Raw genomic sequence first — 17359 nt, 5'->3', positions numbered from 1 at the left:
CTCCCCTCATCACCTGTACCTTCTCCAGCCCCGGAAAAATCCGCATTGGAATTTTCCAATCAAGTAGATACGATGCCAATCATTAGCTAGCTATCTATGTGTCGTACAAATGAAAAGCCTCGCCCTGCGAATTCCCGACTTCTGGCTGGCCGTCCTGGCTCCCAGCCGCAACGACGTGCTGTTCGCCATCAGGAACATGATCGCCGGGGGCATTGCCTTGTACCTGGCCTTTCGCTTCAACCTCGAGCAGCCGCAATGGGCCCTGACCACGGTATTCATCGTCAGCCAGCCCAGCAGCGGCATGGTCCTGGCCAAGGGTGCCTTCCGCCTGCTCGGCACCTTTAGCGGGGCCGTGGCTTCGATCGTGTTGATCGGCCTGTTCGGCCAGGCGCCCCTGCTGTTTCTGCTGGCGATGGCGCTGTGGCTGGCCTTCTGCACCACCGGCGCCTCGCTGCTGCGCAATCATGCTTCCTATGGCTTCGTCCTGGCCGGCTACACCGCGGCGATCATCGCCCTGCCCGCCACCGCACATCCGCTGCTGGTGTTTGACCAGGCCGTGGCCCGCTGTTCGGAAATCAGCCTGGGGATCATCTGCGCGGCGATCGCCAGCACCGTGCTCTGGCCGCGCCGGGTCGAACAGGCGTTGGCCACCCAGGGCAAGTTCGCCTGGCAAGCCGGCATGCGTGCCGCGGCCTCCGAACTGATCGGCCAGGACCAGCGCAAGGGGCTGCTGGAAGCCCTCGGCAAGCTGGTGGCGGTCGATGCCCAGCGCGATCACGCCTGGTTCGAAGGCCCTCAGGGCCGTCGACGCTCCCAAGCCCTGCGCGTCCTCAGCCGCGACTTGCTGAGCCTGCTGCGCGCCGCCCGTGGCGTGGCCCGTCAGCGACTGATGCTCGACAGCGCGGCGAATGCCAGCGTGGCTCCCCTGATCGAACAGCTGGCCAGGGCCCTGGAACACAACCACGAGCAAGACATCGCCCAAGTCTCGGCAAGCCTTCAAGAGGCGCTGCAGGACCGCAGCCTGTCGCAGGACGCGCATCTGTGCCTGATGCAACTGGCACAAGTGCCGGTGCTGCTCGAACGCAGTGCGCAAACCCTGCAGGCCGTCGAGCAAGCCCGAGTGCCCCATGGCGCGCCTGGCGCCCTGTCCTGGCACCGAGATATCGAGCAAGGCATTCTCGGCGGCCTGCGCAGCGCCCTGGCGTTTCTCGCCGTGGCCGGCTTCTGGGTACTCTCGGCCTGGCCTTCCGGCCTGGGCGCGGTATCGATCTGCGGGGTGGTGCTGAGCCTGTTCGCCGGCCGGGAAAACCCTTCCTCCTCCAGCTTCAACTTTCTCAAGGGCATCGCCCTGTCGGTGCCGGTCGCCGGCTTCGTCGGCCTGGGATTGCTGCCTGGCTGGGACGGTTTCCCGCTGCTGTGCGTGGGCCTCGGGGTGCCGCTGTTTTGCGCCTCGCTGTGCATGAGCAAGCCGCGGATGGCGCCGATCGCCTCGGCGTTCTGCATCTTTTTCATCAACAACGTCGGCCCCGGCAACCTGATGACCTACGATCTGGCCAACTTCCTCAACAAGGCCATGGCCACCCTGGTTGGCGTCGGCATCGCGGTCCTGGTGTTCCGCCTGGTCAGCCTCAACCCCGGCGAACATCACTATCGGCGGATGTTCCGTGCCTCGCTGTTCGACCTGGCGCAACTCACCTCGCGCCCGCTGGAGCAAGCCGAGAGCTGGTTCGGCGGGCGCATGGCCGACCGCCTGATCCGCCTGGCGCGCTATTCCGAAAGCCTGCCCCAGGAACGCCGCCAGCACTGGGACAACGGCCTGCTCGGGCTCGACCTGGGCGACGAACTGCTGCAACTGCGCGCCAGCCTGGGTGCGGCGACCGGCGCCCTGGCCGTGGAACGCGGGCACTACCTGCAGAGCATCGCCACGCTGCTCAAGTCAGGCGGACCGACGCCACGCCGCAGCGATCGACTGGACGCTCCGACCGTCGCCCTGCTCAAGGCCCTGGAACAGGCGCCGCAGTTGCCGGAACAAGATCTGGAAATGGCCAGGGCAGCACTGCTGCAACTGCAATTTACCTGGCATAAATGGTGCCGCCTGACTCGCCACGAACCCCGCGTGGCAACTGTCACCCAGGGGTAATGAGCGGGCAAAAAAAAACCGCCACCCGCCGGTTACAGCAGGTGGCGGCCTAACGCCCTGCGAAAGCCCCCTCAGGCTTGCAGCAGGGGGAACAGCGAAATCACCAGCAGCAACGCCATGCCGTAGTTGAACAGCCGCAGCCAGCGCGGGTCGCGCAGGACATTGCGCAGCACGCTGCCGAACCCGGCCCAGACGCCGACGCTCGGGGCGTTGATCAAGGCAAACAGGCTGGCGATCACCACCACGTTGAAGAAATAGCCCTGCAACGGCGTGTAGGTACTGATCGCACCCAGCGCCATGACCCAGGCCTTGGGGTTGACCCACTGAAACGCCGCGGCGCCCCAGAACCCCAGCGGCCGCCCCTTGCCGTCGACGTCCTGGGACACCGGCCCGGAACGGGCGATGTTCCAGGCCAGGTACAGCAAATAGGCCGCACCGACGTAACGCAGCACCTTGTACAGCACCGGGTAGGCCTCGAACACCGCCCCCAGGCCCAGCCCAACGGCCAGCACCAGCACCAGGAAGCCCGAACTGATGCCGAGGATATGCGGCACCGTGCGACGGAACCCGAAATTCACTCCCGAGGCCAGCAACATGGCGTTATTCGGTCCGGGGGTCACCGAGGTGACAAAGGCAAACAAGGCGAAAGCCAACAACAAGTCGATCGACAACGGCATACATTCATCCTGAGAAGTACATGCTCCGAACAGAGCCTTGAGTCATTGTTTTCGCCCTGGCGATCGCCACGGGCGAGGCTTATCCACGCTTACAGCAAAGAGCCGATGAAGCCTGCGGCGACCATCGTGTAGAACGCACCGCACACCAGACCGAAGGCCTTGCGCGTGCGGACGAAAAACGGCTCCGCCGAACGCGCGGAGAAGGCCAGGGCATAGGCGCAGAAAATCACGAAGCCGGCGACCGCGCAGCTGCCCACCAGCACGAAGCTGGCCCAGGAGGGCGCCGTGGCGCTGAGGCCGACGGTGGTCACGGTGAACCAGGTCAACGCGGCCTTGGGGTTGGTCAGGTGGATGCCCAGCCCTTGCAGGTAGAACCCCAGCGTCCGGCTCTGCTTGGCCCGGGCGCCATTGAGGCTGGGCGCATTCTGGCTCAGCGCCCCGCGTATGGATTTATAGGCCAGCCATAACAGATAGCAGGCACCGAGGATCTTCAGCCAGACCAGCACCTGGGTGTTGGACATCAGCAAGGCCGAGACACCGGCGGCCGTCATCGCGCCCCAGCACAACGAGCCGGAAATCACCCCCGCCGCCAGCGCCAGCCCCGGGGTACGCCCGTAGCTGAGCGAAGTATTGGCAATCGCCAGGTTACCCGGGCCAGGGCTGGCGGTTCCGATGACATAAACGGCCATAGCAGCACCAAAGCTCGATAAATCAAACATTTGACGGTCTCTCGTAGAAGTCGCGGGAGCAGGGTTTACCAACCGTAGATGCCACCCCGCGCGGGCCGGCATCCAATCTCATTACTTGAAGCAGCGATGATCGGGTTCTTCGGCCCGGATCTTTTCCATCCAGGGTTTGAGTTCGGATTGCTTGTACAGCCGCTCGCCCCAGCGCTCGGGCGACACAGGTAGCGGACGGCCTTGCAGGATGTAGTCGGTCAACAGGTGGATGAACTGCTGCAGGCAATAGGCGCCGACATGCAGGCGTAGCGAAGAAGCGGTTTCCGCCGGGGCGATGTTGAAACGCGCAACGTGGATGATCTCGCCGCTGTCCACCGAGGGCGCCAGGTGATGGCAGGTCGAGCCGTAGGTTTCGTCCTGGTAGTAGATCGCATAGTGCTGGCTGCCCAGGCCGCGGTACTTGGGCGGCGCCGGGTGCAGGTTGATCGCGCCCTTACGGGCCCGCTGGTAGATGCTGGGCGGAAAGATGAAGTCGCCACGGTAGGAAATGATCCAGTCGCCTTCCCAGTCTTCCAGGTGATACGGATAGGGATCGCCCGGGTCCCAACAGAACACTTCCAGGTTGGAAAAAACCGTCTTGGCGAATTCAACGCCGTGATCGCACCAGTCCATGGTGCACACCGACAATAGAACTTTGTCTTTGCATGGTTCGATGGTCTGCATTGTCTTTTCCACTATTGGCTGTTGGTACATTTCGAAAACACCCCCGGTCCGCCCTCCCCGCTAGCCCTGCTGGCAGGCCTCGACCACCGCCGTGAAACGCTCGACCATCTCGGCGATTTCCGCCTCGCTGGAAATAAAGGGCGGCGCGAACAGCACATGGTTACCGTGGACGCCGTCGGCGGTTCCGTTACCCGGATAGATCAACAGCCCATGCTCCAGTGCGCGGGCCTTGAGCTGCGCCGCGTAACGACCGCCGCCCTGGTACGGTTCGCGGGTGCCGCGGTCCTGGACGAACTCCACGCCAACGAACAAACCGCGCCCGCGCACATCGCCGACATGCTCGAAGCGCGCCAGGCACTCGCGCAGGCCGTGGCGCAGCTGTTCGCCACGCAGCCGCACGGCCGCCAGCAGGTTCTCGTCCTGGATGACCCGCTGCACCTCCAGCGCGACGGCGCAGGCCAGCGGGTGGTTGACGTGGGTCTGGCCGTTGCCCAGCACCCCGGAGTTGCCCGCCATGGCCTCATGCACCTGGCTGCTGACCAGCAACGCCGAGATGGGCTGGTAGCCGGCCGCCAGGCCTTTGCCGACCGCGACCATGTCCGGCACGATGCCGTCGTCCTCGTAGGCGAAGAACTTGCCGGTACGCCCCATGCCGGCCATCACCTCGTCGAGGATCAGCAGCACGTCGTGACGCTCGCACACTGCCTTGATCTTGCTGAAGTAGCCCGGCACCGGCGGCACCGCCCCGTTGGTGGAGCCGACCACGGTTTCGGCGAAGAACGCCGCGACCCTGCCGCTGCCCAGCGCACGGATTTTTTCGTCCAGCTCCAGCGCCAGGCGAGTCCCGTACTGCTCGTCGCTCTCGTCGGCGCCCTGATGGCGATAGGCATAACAGGGCGAGACGAATTCGGCAGGCCCCAGCAACGGCTCGAATACCCCGCGACGGTGGAGGTTGCCGGAAATCGACAAAGTCCCCAGGGTGCTGCCGTGATAGCTCTGCTGCCGCGAGATAAAGATCGACTTGCCCGGCAGCCCGCGCTCGCACTGATACTGGTAGGCGATTTTCATCGCCAGCTCCATGACCTCGGAGCCGCCGGAGAGAAACTGCGCCTTGGCCAACCCGCCGGAAGCCCCCACCAGCAGGTCCGCCAACTCCTCGGCGGCAGCCGTGGTGAAGCTGCCGGCATGGGCCCAACTGAGTTTCTTCGCCTGCTGCTCGATGGCCGCGGCGATCCGTGGATGTCCATGTCCCAGGCTGGAAACAGCCACCCCGCCGCACGTGTCGAGGTAGCGTTTGCCCGAGGCATCCTCAAGCCAGACCCCGGTGCCATTGACGGCGAGAATCGGTGAGGCATTCAAGTTCTTGTAGATGACCGTTGACATGGATCCGAGCCCTTGCAGTTATGCGGCCTAACGGGTGTTTTCCGGGTGGTCCCACGCCGTCGAGCCTTGATGGAAACGCTGGCTGAAGCGCGACGAATTGAATATCCGGCGCACCCAGCCGATCGGTAGCAACACCACAGCGAACATCAACAACGAAAGCAACCTGAGCATGGCCTTGTCTCCTGAATAAAAAGTGAATGAGCGATCAGTCCAGCGGAATCTCGTTGCGCCAGTCGATCTCTTCGACGAACTCCGGCTGGGTCTTGCGCTCGAGAATGAAGCTTCCCAGCACCAGCACATCCATCTCGGTGCGCATGAAGCAGGCGTAGGCTTCTTCCGGCTTGCACACGATCGGCTCGCCGCGCACGTTGAACGAAGTGTTGACCAGCACCGAACAGCCGGTGCGCTTCTTGAAGCTGCGCAGCAAGTGGGTGAAGGGCGCGTTGTTCTGTTCGGTCACCGTCTGCACACGCGCCGAGAGGTCGACATGGGTCACCGCCGGCAATTGCGAACGGATCGAGTTGATGCTGCCCAGGCCACGCTCGGGGCCGCCAGGCTGCAACGACTCGGCGGTTTTGATCGAGTCGTTGACCTGCGAAACCATCAGCATGTACGGGCTCTTCTCGCAGATGTCGAAGTAGTCCTGGGCGTCCTCGTCCAGCACCGCCGGGGCAAAGGGCCGGAAGGATTCGCGGTACTTGATCTTCAGGTTCATGGTGCGCTGCATCTCGGGGTTGCGTGGGTCGCCGAGGATCGAGCGCGCGCCCAGGGCACGCGGGCCGAACTCCATGCGCCCCTGGAACCAGCCGACCACCGCCCCGTCGGCCAGGTGCCGCGCGGTTTCGTCATACAGTTCGGTCCCCTCGAAGCGCCGGTACGGATATTGGTTGGCATCGAGAAACGCCTGGATCTGTTCGTCGCCAAAACCCGGCCCCAGCAGGCTGCCGCTCATGGCGTCGAGCTTTTTGCTGCCCAGGTGCGGGCGCCCGGTGCGCTTGACCGAATAGTCCATGGCCGCGCCCAGGGCACAACCGGCGTCGCCGGCCGCGGGCTGGATCCAGATCGCGTCGAAACGTCCGGAACGGCTGAGCACGCCGTTGGCCACGCAGTTGAGCGCCACGCCACCGGCCAGGCACAGGTTGCGGTAACCGGTCTGGCGCACGGCCGCGGTGGCCAGCCCCAGCACCACTTCCTCGGTCACCTGCTGCACCGAGGCCGCCAGGTCGCATTCGCGTTGGGTGATCGGGCTTTCCGGCTTGCGCACCGGGCCGCCGAACAGCTCTTCGAATGCCTCGCCGACCATGCGTTCGCCACGCAGGTATTCGAAGTACTTCATGTTCAAGGTGAACGAGCCATCGGCGCGGATGTTGATCAGCTCCTTGCGGATCTTGTCGGCATAGATCGGCCGGCCGTAAGGCGCCAGGCCCATGAGCTTGTATTCGCCGGAGTCGACCTTGAAGCCGCAGTAATAGGTGAACGCCGAGTAGAACAGGCCGACCGAGTGCGGGTAGGAAATCGAGTTCATCAGGTCGAGCTTGGAACCGTCGCCCTTCCAGATCGTGGTCGAGTGCCATTCGCCGATGCCGTCGATGCACAGCACCGCCGCCTGTTCGAACGGCGACGGGAAGAACGCCGCCGCGGCATGGGAACGGTGATGCTGCGAGGCGATAGTCAGTGGCCCGGTACCGCGCCCCAGTTCCTCGAGCTTCTCGTCGATGAACTTGAGCACGTTGAGCTTCCAGCGGATCCACTCCGGCATGGTGCTGATAAAGGTGCGCGCACCGCTGATGCCGCCGCTGGCGAAGGAGGAAATCATCCGCGAGAACTTTTCCTGCGGGTCTTCGTAGTAGACCACCGCGGTCAGCTCATCGAGGCCGATACCCTCGGCGTCCAGGCAGTACTTGATGGCATTGGCCGGAAACGCCGCGTCGTGCCGCACCCGCGTGAAACGTTCTTCCTGGGCCGCAGCCACCGGCACCCCGTCCTTCACCAGCGCCGCTGCGCTGTCGTGATAGAACGCCGAAATCCCTAATACGTAAGTAGCCATTTAAACGCTCATCCTCATAGCTTCATGCCAATCCATGGAAATTCCCTGTGTCTGTGCACAGTCCATCATCCGTGCAACCAACTTGAGACCGGCAGGCTTTTCAATGCCGGAATCAACGACACCACCAACAACACACTCATTGAAATATTGAACAGCCGCAGCCGGTTCGGCTCGCTGAGAAAGCGCCGCAAATAACGTCCGAACAGCACCCAGACCATCGAGCAGGGCGAGCCGAAGAGAAAGAAAATCAAGGCGATCAGCAGGATCTGCGCGCTGTAGGAACCGACCGGCGTGGTGTAGGCCAGGACCGCGCCCACCGCCATGATCCAGGCCTTGGGGTTGACCCACTGGAACAGCGCCGCGCCGGTAAAGCCCAGCGGGCGGCCGCCCTTGTCGTCGAGATCGACCGTGGGCGCCGTGGCGATCCGATAGGCCAGGTACAGCATGTACAGCGCACCAACCACCTGCAGGATGTCGTGCAGGCTCGGATAACGATGGAATACCGCGCCGGCGCCGAGCCCCACCGCGATCAGCATCAGCGGAAAACCGATGTTGATCCCCGCGACATGGCGCAAGGTGCGGCTGATGCCGAAGTTGACCCCGGAGGACATCAGCATCACGTTGTTCGGCCCCGGCGTCACGCAGGTGGAAATCGCGAACAGGATGACGGCGTAGTAGTCCAGATTCTGCATGCCCCAGGCTCCGCTCAACGATAGTCTTCGAGGGTGCCGCGACGACGAATGTCGACCGACACGCAATGGAAACCGCCACTGAGGCTGCGGGCATGGCGCATTTTCAGCGGCGCCACATCGATACCGTGTTTTTCCAGGGCGCGAATCAGCGGCACCTGCTGGTCGTTGATCACTGCCAGCGCCGGGTTGACCATGATGAAGTTCATGCCCTGCCAGATCGACGCGCGCGGGTAGGACCAGCAATAGCCGGTGTCGACCATCTCCGGCGCCCAGATGATGTCCCAGTTCTTGAACAGCGCCGGCACCTGGTCCTTGCGGATCCGCTCCGGACACAACACCACCAGCCCCGGCCGGACCACGGTGATGGTGGTGTCCAGGTGCGTGCCGTCGTACACGCCGCTCACCGGATGCACCCGGTAGCGGTCGCCCAGCACCCGCTGCAACCACTGGCACCCCAGCTCGTTGCCGCTGCGGGACACCAGGTAGAGGATGTCCTCGCCGACACGGATCACGTTGGCGGCATCGAAGATCGGCTCTTCATTGGCAATGATCGAGCCTGCCTTGGGGTTGATCCGGTAGGTGCTGTCCAGCAACTGCGGCTTGGGCGCGGAAATCCAGTTGGAGCCGCTGGCGAAGTATTCGGCCAGGTGACGACGATAGGCGAACGGCTCCAGATAGCGGCTGCGCAGCGCCATCGGCGCCTCGATGATGGTCTGGCCGATGGGCAGCAGCACGTCCCGCGGGCAGTAGTTGTATTCGCCGTCGGTTTTCCAGGCAGAAGTGCCGAATACCGCGCGATGATCCGTGACATCCGGGCGCCGCACTGTGACCCCGTGGGAGCGCAGGAACGCGGCGAAGGCATCGAGGTCCTCGCTGGCTTCCTCGATGACCTGCTGCGGGTACGGGCCGGAAGGAATGTCCTCGATGTAATCGTGCTGCTCGCTGTAATCCAGGGCGAACAGGCCGCGGTCGGGCCGAGGCACCTGCGCGCCCTGGGCGACGCCGACAATCATTTCTTCCAGCGGGTCCCACTCGTTGTGCACGTTGACCAGAGACATGAGCACTCCTTGATGTTCAGGCCGTTACGCCAACCGGCGCGGCAGGGACAATAGGTTCGTGATGCAACAGCGCCTGGTCTTCGCCCTGCGCCTTGCTCCGGGGCAGGACCGCGCCCGCAGAGCCGATACCCAGGCGCTGCAGCCAGGACGTCAGGCGGTCCGGCTGCGGTGCCAGGGACTCATAGCCCACGCGGACCCGCTGCCAGTGTTCTTGCAGTGCCGCCGGCTTCGACGCCGCGACCTGGCGCATGTAGGCGTCGATGGCGTCTACCGCCCAGGCCGAATGCCCGGTGGAGACGTTGTCGATGGTGTTGTGCAGGTCGACGAACGCGGTGCTGAAGCCGTAGTGCCTGAGGAAGCGCCGGGCCGAGCGATAGCTGCCGCCGACCCCGGACAATTCCATCGCCAGGTTCATGCCAAGGATTTCCGGCATGAAGGTCACCGGCAGCTTGCCCAGGCACAGCCAGTAGACTGGCAAGCGGAACGACGCTTCGCGCAGCCGCTCATCCTCGGCGAATTCGCGGGCACCGGTAGGCGCCAGCTCCAGGCCCATCTGGCGCAGGCCGTCGCGGTAGATTTTCGGATGGTTCAACGCATAGCAGCCGTTGCCCAGTTCATCCCAATAGGTCTGGAACAGCGCGTAACCAACGTGGGACGAGGCCAGCGCCAGGTCGGTGAAGCCCTGGAGCCAGGCACCGTCGATCAGCGTCAGCGGCGCCAGTTGCAGGGTGGAGTCGACGATTTCCTCACGCGACGGCATCGCCGCCGGGTCGCTCTCCTCGAACTCCTGGCCGTGGCGGTCGTGCTTGTCCAGCAACCACTCGCGCAATACGCCGACATTCCAGGCTTCGGGCAAAGTGCGTTCGGAGTTTTGCAGCGAGCGCCGCGACTGTTCCAGCCAACGGGTCACATAAGCCTGGGCAAAAGCCTGGGTGCGCGGCGCCAGTGCCCTGCCCTGCAAGACGAAATAGGCCTCGCGCAAGCTCTTGGGCCACTGGCCCTGCTCTTGAATATCCTCGCCCAGCACCTGCCGAACCCCTGCATTGCAAGGGGTTGGCGCTGATGCTTCGGCAGCTTCCGCGCTTTGGATCGGCCCGGACAGGCCATCGATCCATTTGCGGATAACGCTCAGGTCGGCCTCGCTGAAAATCCGGAACATGCGCCCGTTGGGCGCGACCAGGGTGTTGACCAGCAGGCTCTTCTCGGCATTGCCGGGCACGATCAGGCGGCTGCGCGAAAGCATTTCCAGCAACGGCACCGGGTCGACCTGGGCCTCACGCAGCCACTGCGCCAGGCTGCGGCCTTCCATCTTGTAATCCTGGTGATAGACCGCGCCGGCCCGGGCCATGCGCTGGATCATCTTGCCCATCAGACGCTCGGGCGATACCGCGGCCCGGCAGTGCGCCAGCAGCCGCTCGTTGAAGGTTCTCAGCGCCGCGAACAACCACTGGGCGCCCGCCTCCAGTTGCAGGCGGCGCATGCTGCCCAGGCTGGCGACCTGCTCGCAGACCCACTGCGAGATGTCCAGCGCCGAGCCGTCGCCGGCGCTTGCCTCCAGTTGGTTCAGGTCGAGCCGGCGCGTGTCCAGTTGCTGCACGTCCAGCACCGCCCACCAAGGGCCCAGCCCCAGTGCGCGCCAGGCAAAGTCGATGCCGCACAGGGTGTCGCCGAAGGCATCGCTGCGGCGGCTGACCGCTTGCAGCAATGCCGGTAATTCGAACAGATCGTCTGGCAGGTCAGGCAGCGTGGAAAGCTCGAACGGCGATACCGCATAGGCGGTCAGCCCTGCCTGCACCAACAGCGATTTGAAGTGATCGGCGCGCGAGGCCAGGGGCCGCCCGACGCCGACATCATGGGCCAACAGCTCCATGAGCTTGAGTTGCGCGCTGTCCTCGAATACGCCAGGGGCGCTCATGCCTTGCAGCCAGCATCCCAGCACCGAGGCCAGGGGCGCCGAGTGCACCAGCAGCGCCTCGGCGAATTCGCGCTGGTTGCCCAGCTCCGCGGCCTGGCTGGCCAGTTCGCGGTAGGCCCGGGCCTGCTCGTCACGCCACTGTTCGATCTGTACCCGCAGTCCGGCCAGGCCCTCGGCACCGGCTTCACCCGGTGCGGCCAGGCCCATCAGGCGCCGAATACTGACATCCCCCAGAAAGCTCTCGGGGTTGCTGACTGATCGATAAAACTGGCGCCACATACTGTTTACTTCCCTTCCAGGTTGGTGACCGGGGCAATCCATTGCCGGCCCTCAGTCATCGGCGAGCAATGACCGAGGGTGTCGAGATCAGAACATCGGGTAGATCGAAGAGTCCGGCTTCTTCTTTTTCTTCTTGCCGAAGAGGCGTTGGAACAAGCTCTTGATGTAACTCATGGCAGGACTCCTTTAAAGAACATCGAGGATGATTTTCGAGACGAAATCATTCCCCTGGTCGGTGAAGTGAATACGGTCGACGAACAGCCACTGTTCAGGCCGCAGGGCCTCGGACAGCAGCGGGGTAATGTTCACGAAACGCACGCCCATCTTCTGTGCGCCCTCGCGCAGGCGGGCGGCATAGGCCTCGCAGACGCTGGGCTGGAGGATGTCGCCGTAGACCTCGCTGAAACTGCCGGCGCGGTCGAGCTCGGCGAACAGCTGCTCTTCTTCGTCACAGCCCTTCTCCCGCACCCAACCGGCCAGCGGTTGCAGGATGAAGGTCAGCTTGGCGCCCATGTCGGCCGCCAGCGCGCGCCAGGTATCCAGGTGGCGCAGGGTCAGGTCGGCGGCGTATTCGATCTGTTCTTCCATGGTCGGCGGTGGCTCGGGGGCCGGCTCTTCCTGCTCCTTGCCGAGCAGGGCGCGGAACATGCCGCGCTTGGGCGCCTGGGATTCCGGGCGCATGGCGTCGAAGAACTGGTTGCAGTTGAAGAACGCGCCGTGTTCGCCGCGGCTGCTGTGTGGCTGGCGGGCCAGCCCCAGGTTGTTGAACCCGGAAAACAGTACGATTTCGTCGACCTTGGGCAGCAAATGACGATAAAGGGTGAAAAGCGTCAGTTCCTGGGTCGAGTTGAAGCTGCGCCCGCCGAAGTTGATCCAGGGCTTGCTGTCGGGATCGTTCTCGGCCAGGCGCGAAGGCAGTGTCCAGGCATCCGAGCTGGCACCAATGCCAAATACCGTCGAGCTGCCGGCCAGTACCCGTACGCTCTTGGCGTGGCGGCTGTTGACCACCGAATACTGTATGCCCAGCAACTCCGAATAGCGGAAGCCCGAGGCATCTGTATTGACCACTTCGGAGCTGTGGTCGGTCGGATGGAAATACATCAAATAAGGCAGCCAGCGAACCTCACCACCATCGGTGAACTTCTGCTCATACTCAGCCATCTGCGGAGTCAATTTGATCCTTGCCGTCATTACCCTGCTCTTCCTTGAGAAGTCATCGTCTAAAGTAGCCGGAGGGGGAAGCCCGTCACACGTTACCCGGGGGATTCTGAATTGCGCTGCGGCTGTATTTAAGAACGACCAGTACAGCGCGATGCGGGCCATCTTCCCAAAGGCAATCACTGTCTTATAGGTACACGCCGGATGATTTTTCTCAGTACAGATTGCCTTTTCGCCCTGAAAAATTTTCAAAAAAAGTGGAATCTGTAACTTTTTATACGACAGATGAGTCGCTACAGTCCCCCGCATGACTCGATACCTGAATCTCGCCGAATACATCAGCAGCCGCATTGAGCAAGGTTTGTACGGGCCGGGGGAGCGTTTGCCTTCGGTCCGGGCCTTGAGCCTCGAGCACGGCGTCAGCCTTACCACCGTGCAACAGGCCTATCGGGTCCTGGAAAGCTCGGGACTGGCTATTCCCAAACCCAAGTCGGGCTATTTCGTCCCGGCCGGCCGGCGCTTGCCGGAGTTGCCGAAGATGGGGCGGCCGTCGTTGCGGCCCGTGGATATCTCGCAGTGGGACCTGGTCCAGGACCTGATGCGCCAGGAGCAGAACGCCAACGCCATTCAACTGGGTTGCGGCATGCCCGACACCACGGCCCCGACCCTCAAGCCGCTGCTGACCGCCCTGGCGCGGATCAGCCGGCGCAGCGACAGCCCGAGCCTGCAATACAACCACCTGCAAGGTGTGCTGAGCCTGCGCGAGCAGATTGCCCGCCTCGGCGTCGATTCCGGTTGTCGCCTGACGCCGGCGGAAATCGTCGTCACCAGCGGCTGCCAGGAAGCGCTGTCCATCGCCATCCGCGCCCTGTGCGAACCGGGCGATATCGTGGCCATCGCCTCGCCCTGCTTCCACGGCATCATCCAGTTGCTCAAGGCCGCCGGCCTCAAGGCCCTGGAGATTCCCACCGACCCGGTCACCGGCATCAGCCTGGAAGCCATGGAAATGGCCCTGGAACAGTGGCCGATCAAGGCCATCCAGCTCACGCCCAATTGCAACAACCCGCTGGGCTACATCATGCCGGACGATCGCAAGCGCGCGATGATCCGCCTGGCCCAGCGCTATGACGTGCCGATCATCGAAGACGATATCTATGGCGACCTGGCGTTCCACTACCCGCGGCCGCGCACGCTGAAGTCATTCGACGATGACGGGCGCGTGCTGCTGTGCAGTTCATTCTCGAAAACCCTGGCGCCAGGCTTGAGGATCGGCTGGATCGCGCCGGGGCGTTACCTGCCGCAAGTGCTGCACATGAAATACGTCGGCTCCGGCACCACCGCGACCCAGCCACAGCTGGCGGTTGCCGAATTCATTGCCAAGGGTCATTACCTGCCGCACCTGCGTCGGATGCGCAAACAGTACCAGCGCCATCGCGACCTGATGACCGAGTGGGTCAGCCGCTATCTGCCGGAGGGCACCCGGGTCAGCAAACCCCAGGGCGGGTTTACCTTGTGGGTGGAATTGCCGGACGAATTCGACACCTACACCCTGAACCGGCTGCTGGAAGCCGAGGACATCCAGATCGCCAACGGCAATATCTTTTCCGCGGCCGGCAAATACCGCAATTGCCTCAGGCTGAACTTTGCCGGCACGCCCAACCGCAAGATCGAACAGGCAATCAACAAGATCGGCCTGGCGGTCGCGCAACTGCTCCCCGCCTGACATCCCCTCACCGCTCATCCCGCGGCGGCGAGGGTTATCAACGGCTCAGGCCCTGGCCGAACGCCACAGCTTGCCGCCCAGCGACACCAGCACCAGGACCGCGGCGCCGGCGATGATGCCGGCCACGGCATTGAGCAGCGTCGGCATGATCAGCGAGAACCCGCCTACCGCCTCGGCCGTGTGCGCAGTGACATTCTCGATCCAGTGATGCACCGCCGGCACGCCGTGGGTCAGGATGCCGCCGCCGACCATGAACATGGCCGCGGTGCCGATCACCGAGAGGCTTTTCATCATGTAGGGGGCCGTGCGCAGGATCGCGCCGCCGATGCTTTTCGCCACTTGCCCGGGCTTCTGCGTCAGCCACAGGCCGAGGTCGTCGAGCTTGACGATGCCACCCACCAGTCCATACACGCCCACGGTCATGACGATGGCGATGCCCGAAAGCACCACCACCTGCTGCATCAACGGCGCATCGGCGACCGTCCCCAGGGTGATGGCGATGATCTCGGCCGAGAGAATGAAGTCGGTGCGGATCGCCCCCTTGATCTTGGTCTTCTCGAAAGCCACCAGATCGATCGCCGGGTCCGCCACGGCCTCGATCAGCTCCTGGTGCTCGGCCCGGTCCTCGGCCTTGCTGTGGAGGAACTTGTGGGCGAGCTTTTCAAAGCCCTCAAAGCACAGATAGGCACCGCCGAGCATCAGCAACGGCGTTACCAGCCAGGGCGCGAAGGCACTGATGGCCAGCGCCGCGGGCACCAGGATCAGCTTGTTCAGGAACGAGCCCTTGGCCACCGCCCAGACCACCGGCAATTCGCGCTCGGCGCGCACTCCGGAAACCTGCTGGGCATTGAGCGCAAGGTCATCTCCCAACACGCCGGCGGTCTTCTTCGCCGCCATCTTGGTCATCAATGCCACGTCGTCGAGTACCGTGGCGATATCGTCGATCAGCACCAGCAAACTGCTTCCAGCCATGGATCAGGGTTCCTTCAGGTCATAAATGTTGCGAAGCATAGCGCGCAACGAGGGCCGGTGGGGGCATTCTTGAGCCTCGCGCAAGGCCGGTGCTACCATGCGCAACCGCCCGAACAGGCAAGGAATCACCTGGTTTATGAGCACCATCCGCGAGCGCAATAAAGAACTGATCCTGCGTGCAGCCAGTGAAGAGTTTGCCGACAAAGGTTTCGCTGCAACCAAGACCAGCGATATCGCAGCCAAGGCGGGGCTGCCCAAACCCAACGTCTACTACTACTTCAAATCCAAGGAAAACCTCTACCGCGAGGTGCTGGAAAGCATCATCGAGCCCATCCTCCAGGCCTCGACCCCGTTCAACGCCGACGGCGTGCCCAGTGACGTGCTGAGCGGCTACATCCGCTCGAAAATCCGCATCTCCCGCGACCTGCCCTTCGCCTCCAAGGTATTCGCCAGCGAGATCATGCACGGCGCCCCACACCTGAGCCCGGACCAGGTCGAGCAGCTCAACGCCCAGGCCAAGCACAACATCGATTGCATCCAGACCTGGATCGATCGTGGCCAGATCGCGCCCATCGACCCTCACCACCTGATGTTCAGCATCTGGGCCGCGACCCAGACCTACGCCGATTTCGACTGGCAGATCTCGGTGGTGACCGGCAAGGCCAAGCTGGACGAGTCCGATTACGAAGCCGCCGCCCAGACCATCATCCGCCTGGTGCTCAAGGGCTGCGAAGCAGACTGACAGGCCGGCTCAAGAACGGAAAAAAAGATCGCAGGCATTCGCCCAACGCATGGGCCAAGCCTGCGATCTTTTGGTTTCAGGCCTCGCTGCCCATCAACCAGCGCAGCGCCTGCGGAAATGAAGTGCTCCAGTCGTCGGGGAAGAAGTGCCCGCCCTCATGGGTGCGGGACTTGACCTGGTTGCCGTCGCTGAACAGCTTGCGAAAATCGGCGCTCATCTGCTGATTGCGCGGCCCTTCCAACTTGCCGTTGACCACAAAAACGCGCTTGCCGCGGGCCTTGCTGACGGTCGGGGTCGCTTGCTGGCCGCCAGGCGACAGCAGCAACGCCCCGGCGTAATCCTCCGGATGCTGCGCCAGCAACGCGCCGGCATGTTGCGACCCCTGGGAGAAGCCCATCAGGTACACCCGCTTGCGGTCGATGCATTGCTGCGCCGCCAGTTCTTTGAGGCCGTTCTGCACCACCTGGTGGGTGCCCTCGAAACCTGGGCCGATCCAGCGAAAGCTGTCGACCGAGTCGATCATTTCAGTGCCGTTGATGCCCAGGATGATTGCCCCGGTGTCCGCCAACGGCTGATAACTCTCGTCGAGTTCGCCGTTGATGCCATAACCGTGCAACCACACCACCACCGGCCGACAGGCCGCGGGCGCAGGAATGCCGGCCGAAGGATTAAGCACATATATGGCGCCGACCTTGCCTGTGGCGATGTTCTTGTAGCGCTGCTGGGCGTTGGCCAGCACGCTCTTGAACGTGGCGCTCTGGTGCAGATCGGCAAAGTCTTGGTCACCGGCCAGCAACGGGCCAAACCACAAGCCGCGATCGTCGGCTTCCTGCAGGAAGCGCTCGGCCAGCGTGTCGTCGCCGCGACGAGCAAACAGCGCGGCGACCTGATAAGGCGCGCGCAATTGCTTGGGATCTTCACGGCTGGCCGCCAGGTAAAGCGCAATGGCCTGCAAGCTATCGGCGCCTTCGAGCGCATCAGCCTTGGTCATCAGCTCTTCGGCGTTGTCGGCATTCATCAGCGCCGTGACCACCGGCTTGAGCGCCTGGAACGCAATGTCTTCGGCGTCCGGGGTTTCGTCGGCGTGGAGTAAAGGAGCACAGAGGGTCATGGCCGCGGCCAGAGTGATGCCAAGCAACGTCTTCACGCAGATCTTCCTTGATACAAAAA

The 17359-nt window shown here is 63.4% G+C and carries 15 protein-coding genes; 3 read left to right on the top strand and 12 right to left on the bottom strand.

From position 1 onward, the window contains the following. Window positions 1-109: 109 nt before the first annotated feature. Window positions 110-2140 (top strand): FUSC family protein, encoded by a 2031-nt coding sequence (locus BLV20_RS17190; RefSeq protein ID WP_092303449.1) that lies wholly within the window; start codon window positions 110-112, stop codon window positions 2138-2140. A gap of 71 nt (window positions 2141-2211) precedes the next feature. Here the strand turns inward: BLV20_RS17190 and BLV20_RS17185 are convergent, their stop codons facing one another. The 10 genes from BLV20_RS17185 to BLV20_RS17145 form a co-directional block, all read right to left on the bottom strand. Then, window positions 2212-2817 (bottom strand): LysE family translocator, encoded by a 606-nt coding sequence (locus BLV20_RS17185; RefSeq protein ID WP_092303447.1) that lies wholly within the window; start codon window positions 2815-2817, stop codon window positions 2212-2214. Window positions 2818-2906: 89 nt separating this feature from the next. After that, window positions 2907-3536 (bottom strand): LysE family translocator, encoded by a 630-nt coding sequence (locus BLV20_RS17180; RefSeq protein ID WP_092303445.1) that lies wholly within the window; start codon window positions 3534-3536, stop codon window positions 2907-2909. An 81-nt stretch (window positions 3537-3617) separates the two neighbouring features. After that, the gene (locus tag BLV20_RS17175; protein ID WP_092303443.1) at window positions 3618-4220 is read right to left on the bottom strand and encodes a formyltransferase family protein; all 603 of its coding nucleotides are present in this window, start codon (window positions 4218-4220) and stop codon (window positions 3618-3620) included. A gap of 60 nt (window positions 4221-4280) precedes the next feature. Beyond that, window positions 4281-5603: an aspartate aminotransferase family protein gene (locus BLV20_RS17170; protein WP_092303441.1), complete on the bottom strand. Its 1323-nt coding sequence runs from the start codon at window positions 5601-5603 to the stop codon at window positions 4281-4283. A gap of 27 nt (window positions 5604-5630) precedes the next feature. Then, a complete protein-coding gene (locus BLV20_RS31445) occupies window positions 5631-5774 on the bottom strand; it encodes a hypothetical protein (RefSeq protein WP_164486251.1) in 144 nt (47 codons plus the stop codon). A gap of 34 nt (window positions 5775-5808) precedes the next feature. Then, window positions 5809-7650, bottom strand: coding sequence for a carbamoyltransferase family protein (locus BLV20_RS17165; RefSeq protein ID WP_092303439.1), 1842 nt, complete (start codon window positions 7648-7650; stop codon window positions 5809-5811). A 65-nt stretch (window positions 7651-7715) separates the two neighbouring features. Then, window positions 7716-8342, bottom strand: coding sequence for a LysE family translocator (locus tag BLV20_RS17160; RefSeq protein WP_092303437.1), 627 nt, complete (start codon window positions 8340-8342; stop codon window positions 7716-7718). 14 nt (window positions 8343-8356) lie between these two features. After that, window positions 8357-9400 carry an inosamine-phosphate amidinotransferase 1 gene (locus BLV20_RS17155; RefSeq protein ID WP_092303435.1) on the bottom strand — a complete coding sequence of 348 codons (1044 nt, stop codon included), beginning with the start codon at window positions 9398-9400 and terminating at the stop codon, window positions 8357-8359. A gap of 16 nt (window positions 9401-9416) precedes the next feature. Next, window positions 9417-11594, bottom strand: a complete 2178-nt coding sequence (locus BLV20_RS17150; RefSeq protein WP_092303433.1) for an iron-containing redox enzyme family protein — start codon at window positions 11592-11594, stop codon at window positions 9417-9419. A gap of 186 nt (window positions 11595-11780) precedes the next feature. After that, window positions 11781-12785 carry an SGNH/GDSL hydrolase family protein gene (locus BLV20_RS17145; RefSeq protein ID WP_092303431.1) on the bottom strand — a complete coding sequence of 335 codons (1005 nt, stop codon included), beginning with the start codon at window positions 12783-12785 and terminating at the stop codon, window positions 11781-11783. A 274-nt stretch (window positions 12786-13059) separates the two neighbouring features. On the opposite strand from BLV20_RS17145, the gene BLV20_RS17140 reads away from it, so the two are divergent. Then, window positions 13060-14475: an aminotransferase-like domain-containing protein gene (locus BLV20_RS17140; protein WP_092303430.1), complete on the top strand. Its 1416-nt coding sequence runs from the start codon at window positions 13060-13062 to the stop codon at window positions 14473-14475. A 45-nt stretch (window positions 14476-14520) separates the two neighbouring features. Here the strand turns inward: BLV20_RS17140 and BLV20_RS17135 are convergent, their stop codons facing one another. Continuing rightward, window positions 14521-15447, bottom strand: coding sequence for a DUF808 domain-containing protein (locus BLV20_RS17135; RefSeq protein ID WP_092303428.1), 927 nt, complete (start codon window positions 15445-15447; stop codon window positions 14521-14523). Between the two features lie 136 nt (window positions 15448-15583). Here BLV20_RS17135 and BLV20_RS17130 point away from each other — a divergent pair, with 136 nt between their 5' ends. Continuing rightward, window positions 15584-16189, top strand: coding sequence for a TetR/AcrR family transcriptional regulator (locus BLV20_RS17130; RefSeq protein ID WP_092303426.1), 606 nt, complete (start codon window positions 15584-15586; stop codon window positions 16187-16189). A gap of 76 nt (window positions 16190-16265) precedes the next feature. Here BLV20_RS17130 and BLV20_RS17125 read toward each other — a convergent pair whose 3' ends face one another. Beyond that, complete coding sequence (locus BLV20_RS17125; RefSeq protein ID WP_092303424.1) at window positions 16266-17336, bottom strand: alpha/beta hydrolase; 1071 nt, start codon at window positions 17334-17336, stop codon at window positions 16266-16268. Window positions 17337-17359 lie beyond the last annotated feature (23 nt).

Source organism: Pseudomonas sp. NFIX28 (genome assembly GCF_900107395.1).
Taxonomy (GTDB): domain Bacteria; phylum Pseudomonadota; class Gammaproteobacteria; order Pseudomonadales; family Pseudomonadaceae; genus Aquipseudomonas.
The sequence above is the reverse complement of the archived record's forward strand: the minus strand, read 5'-3'. Positions and strand labels throughout refer to the sequence as shown.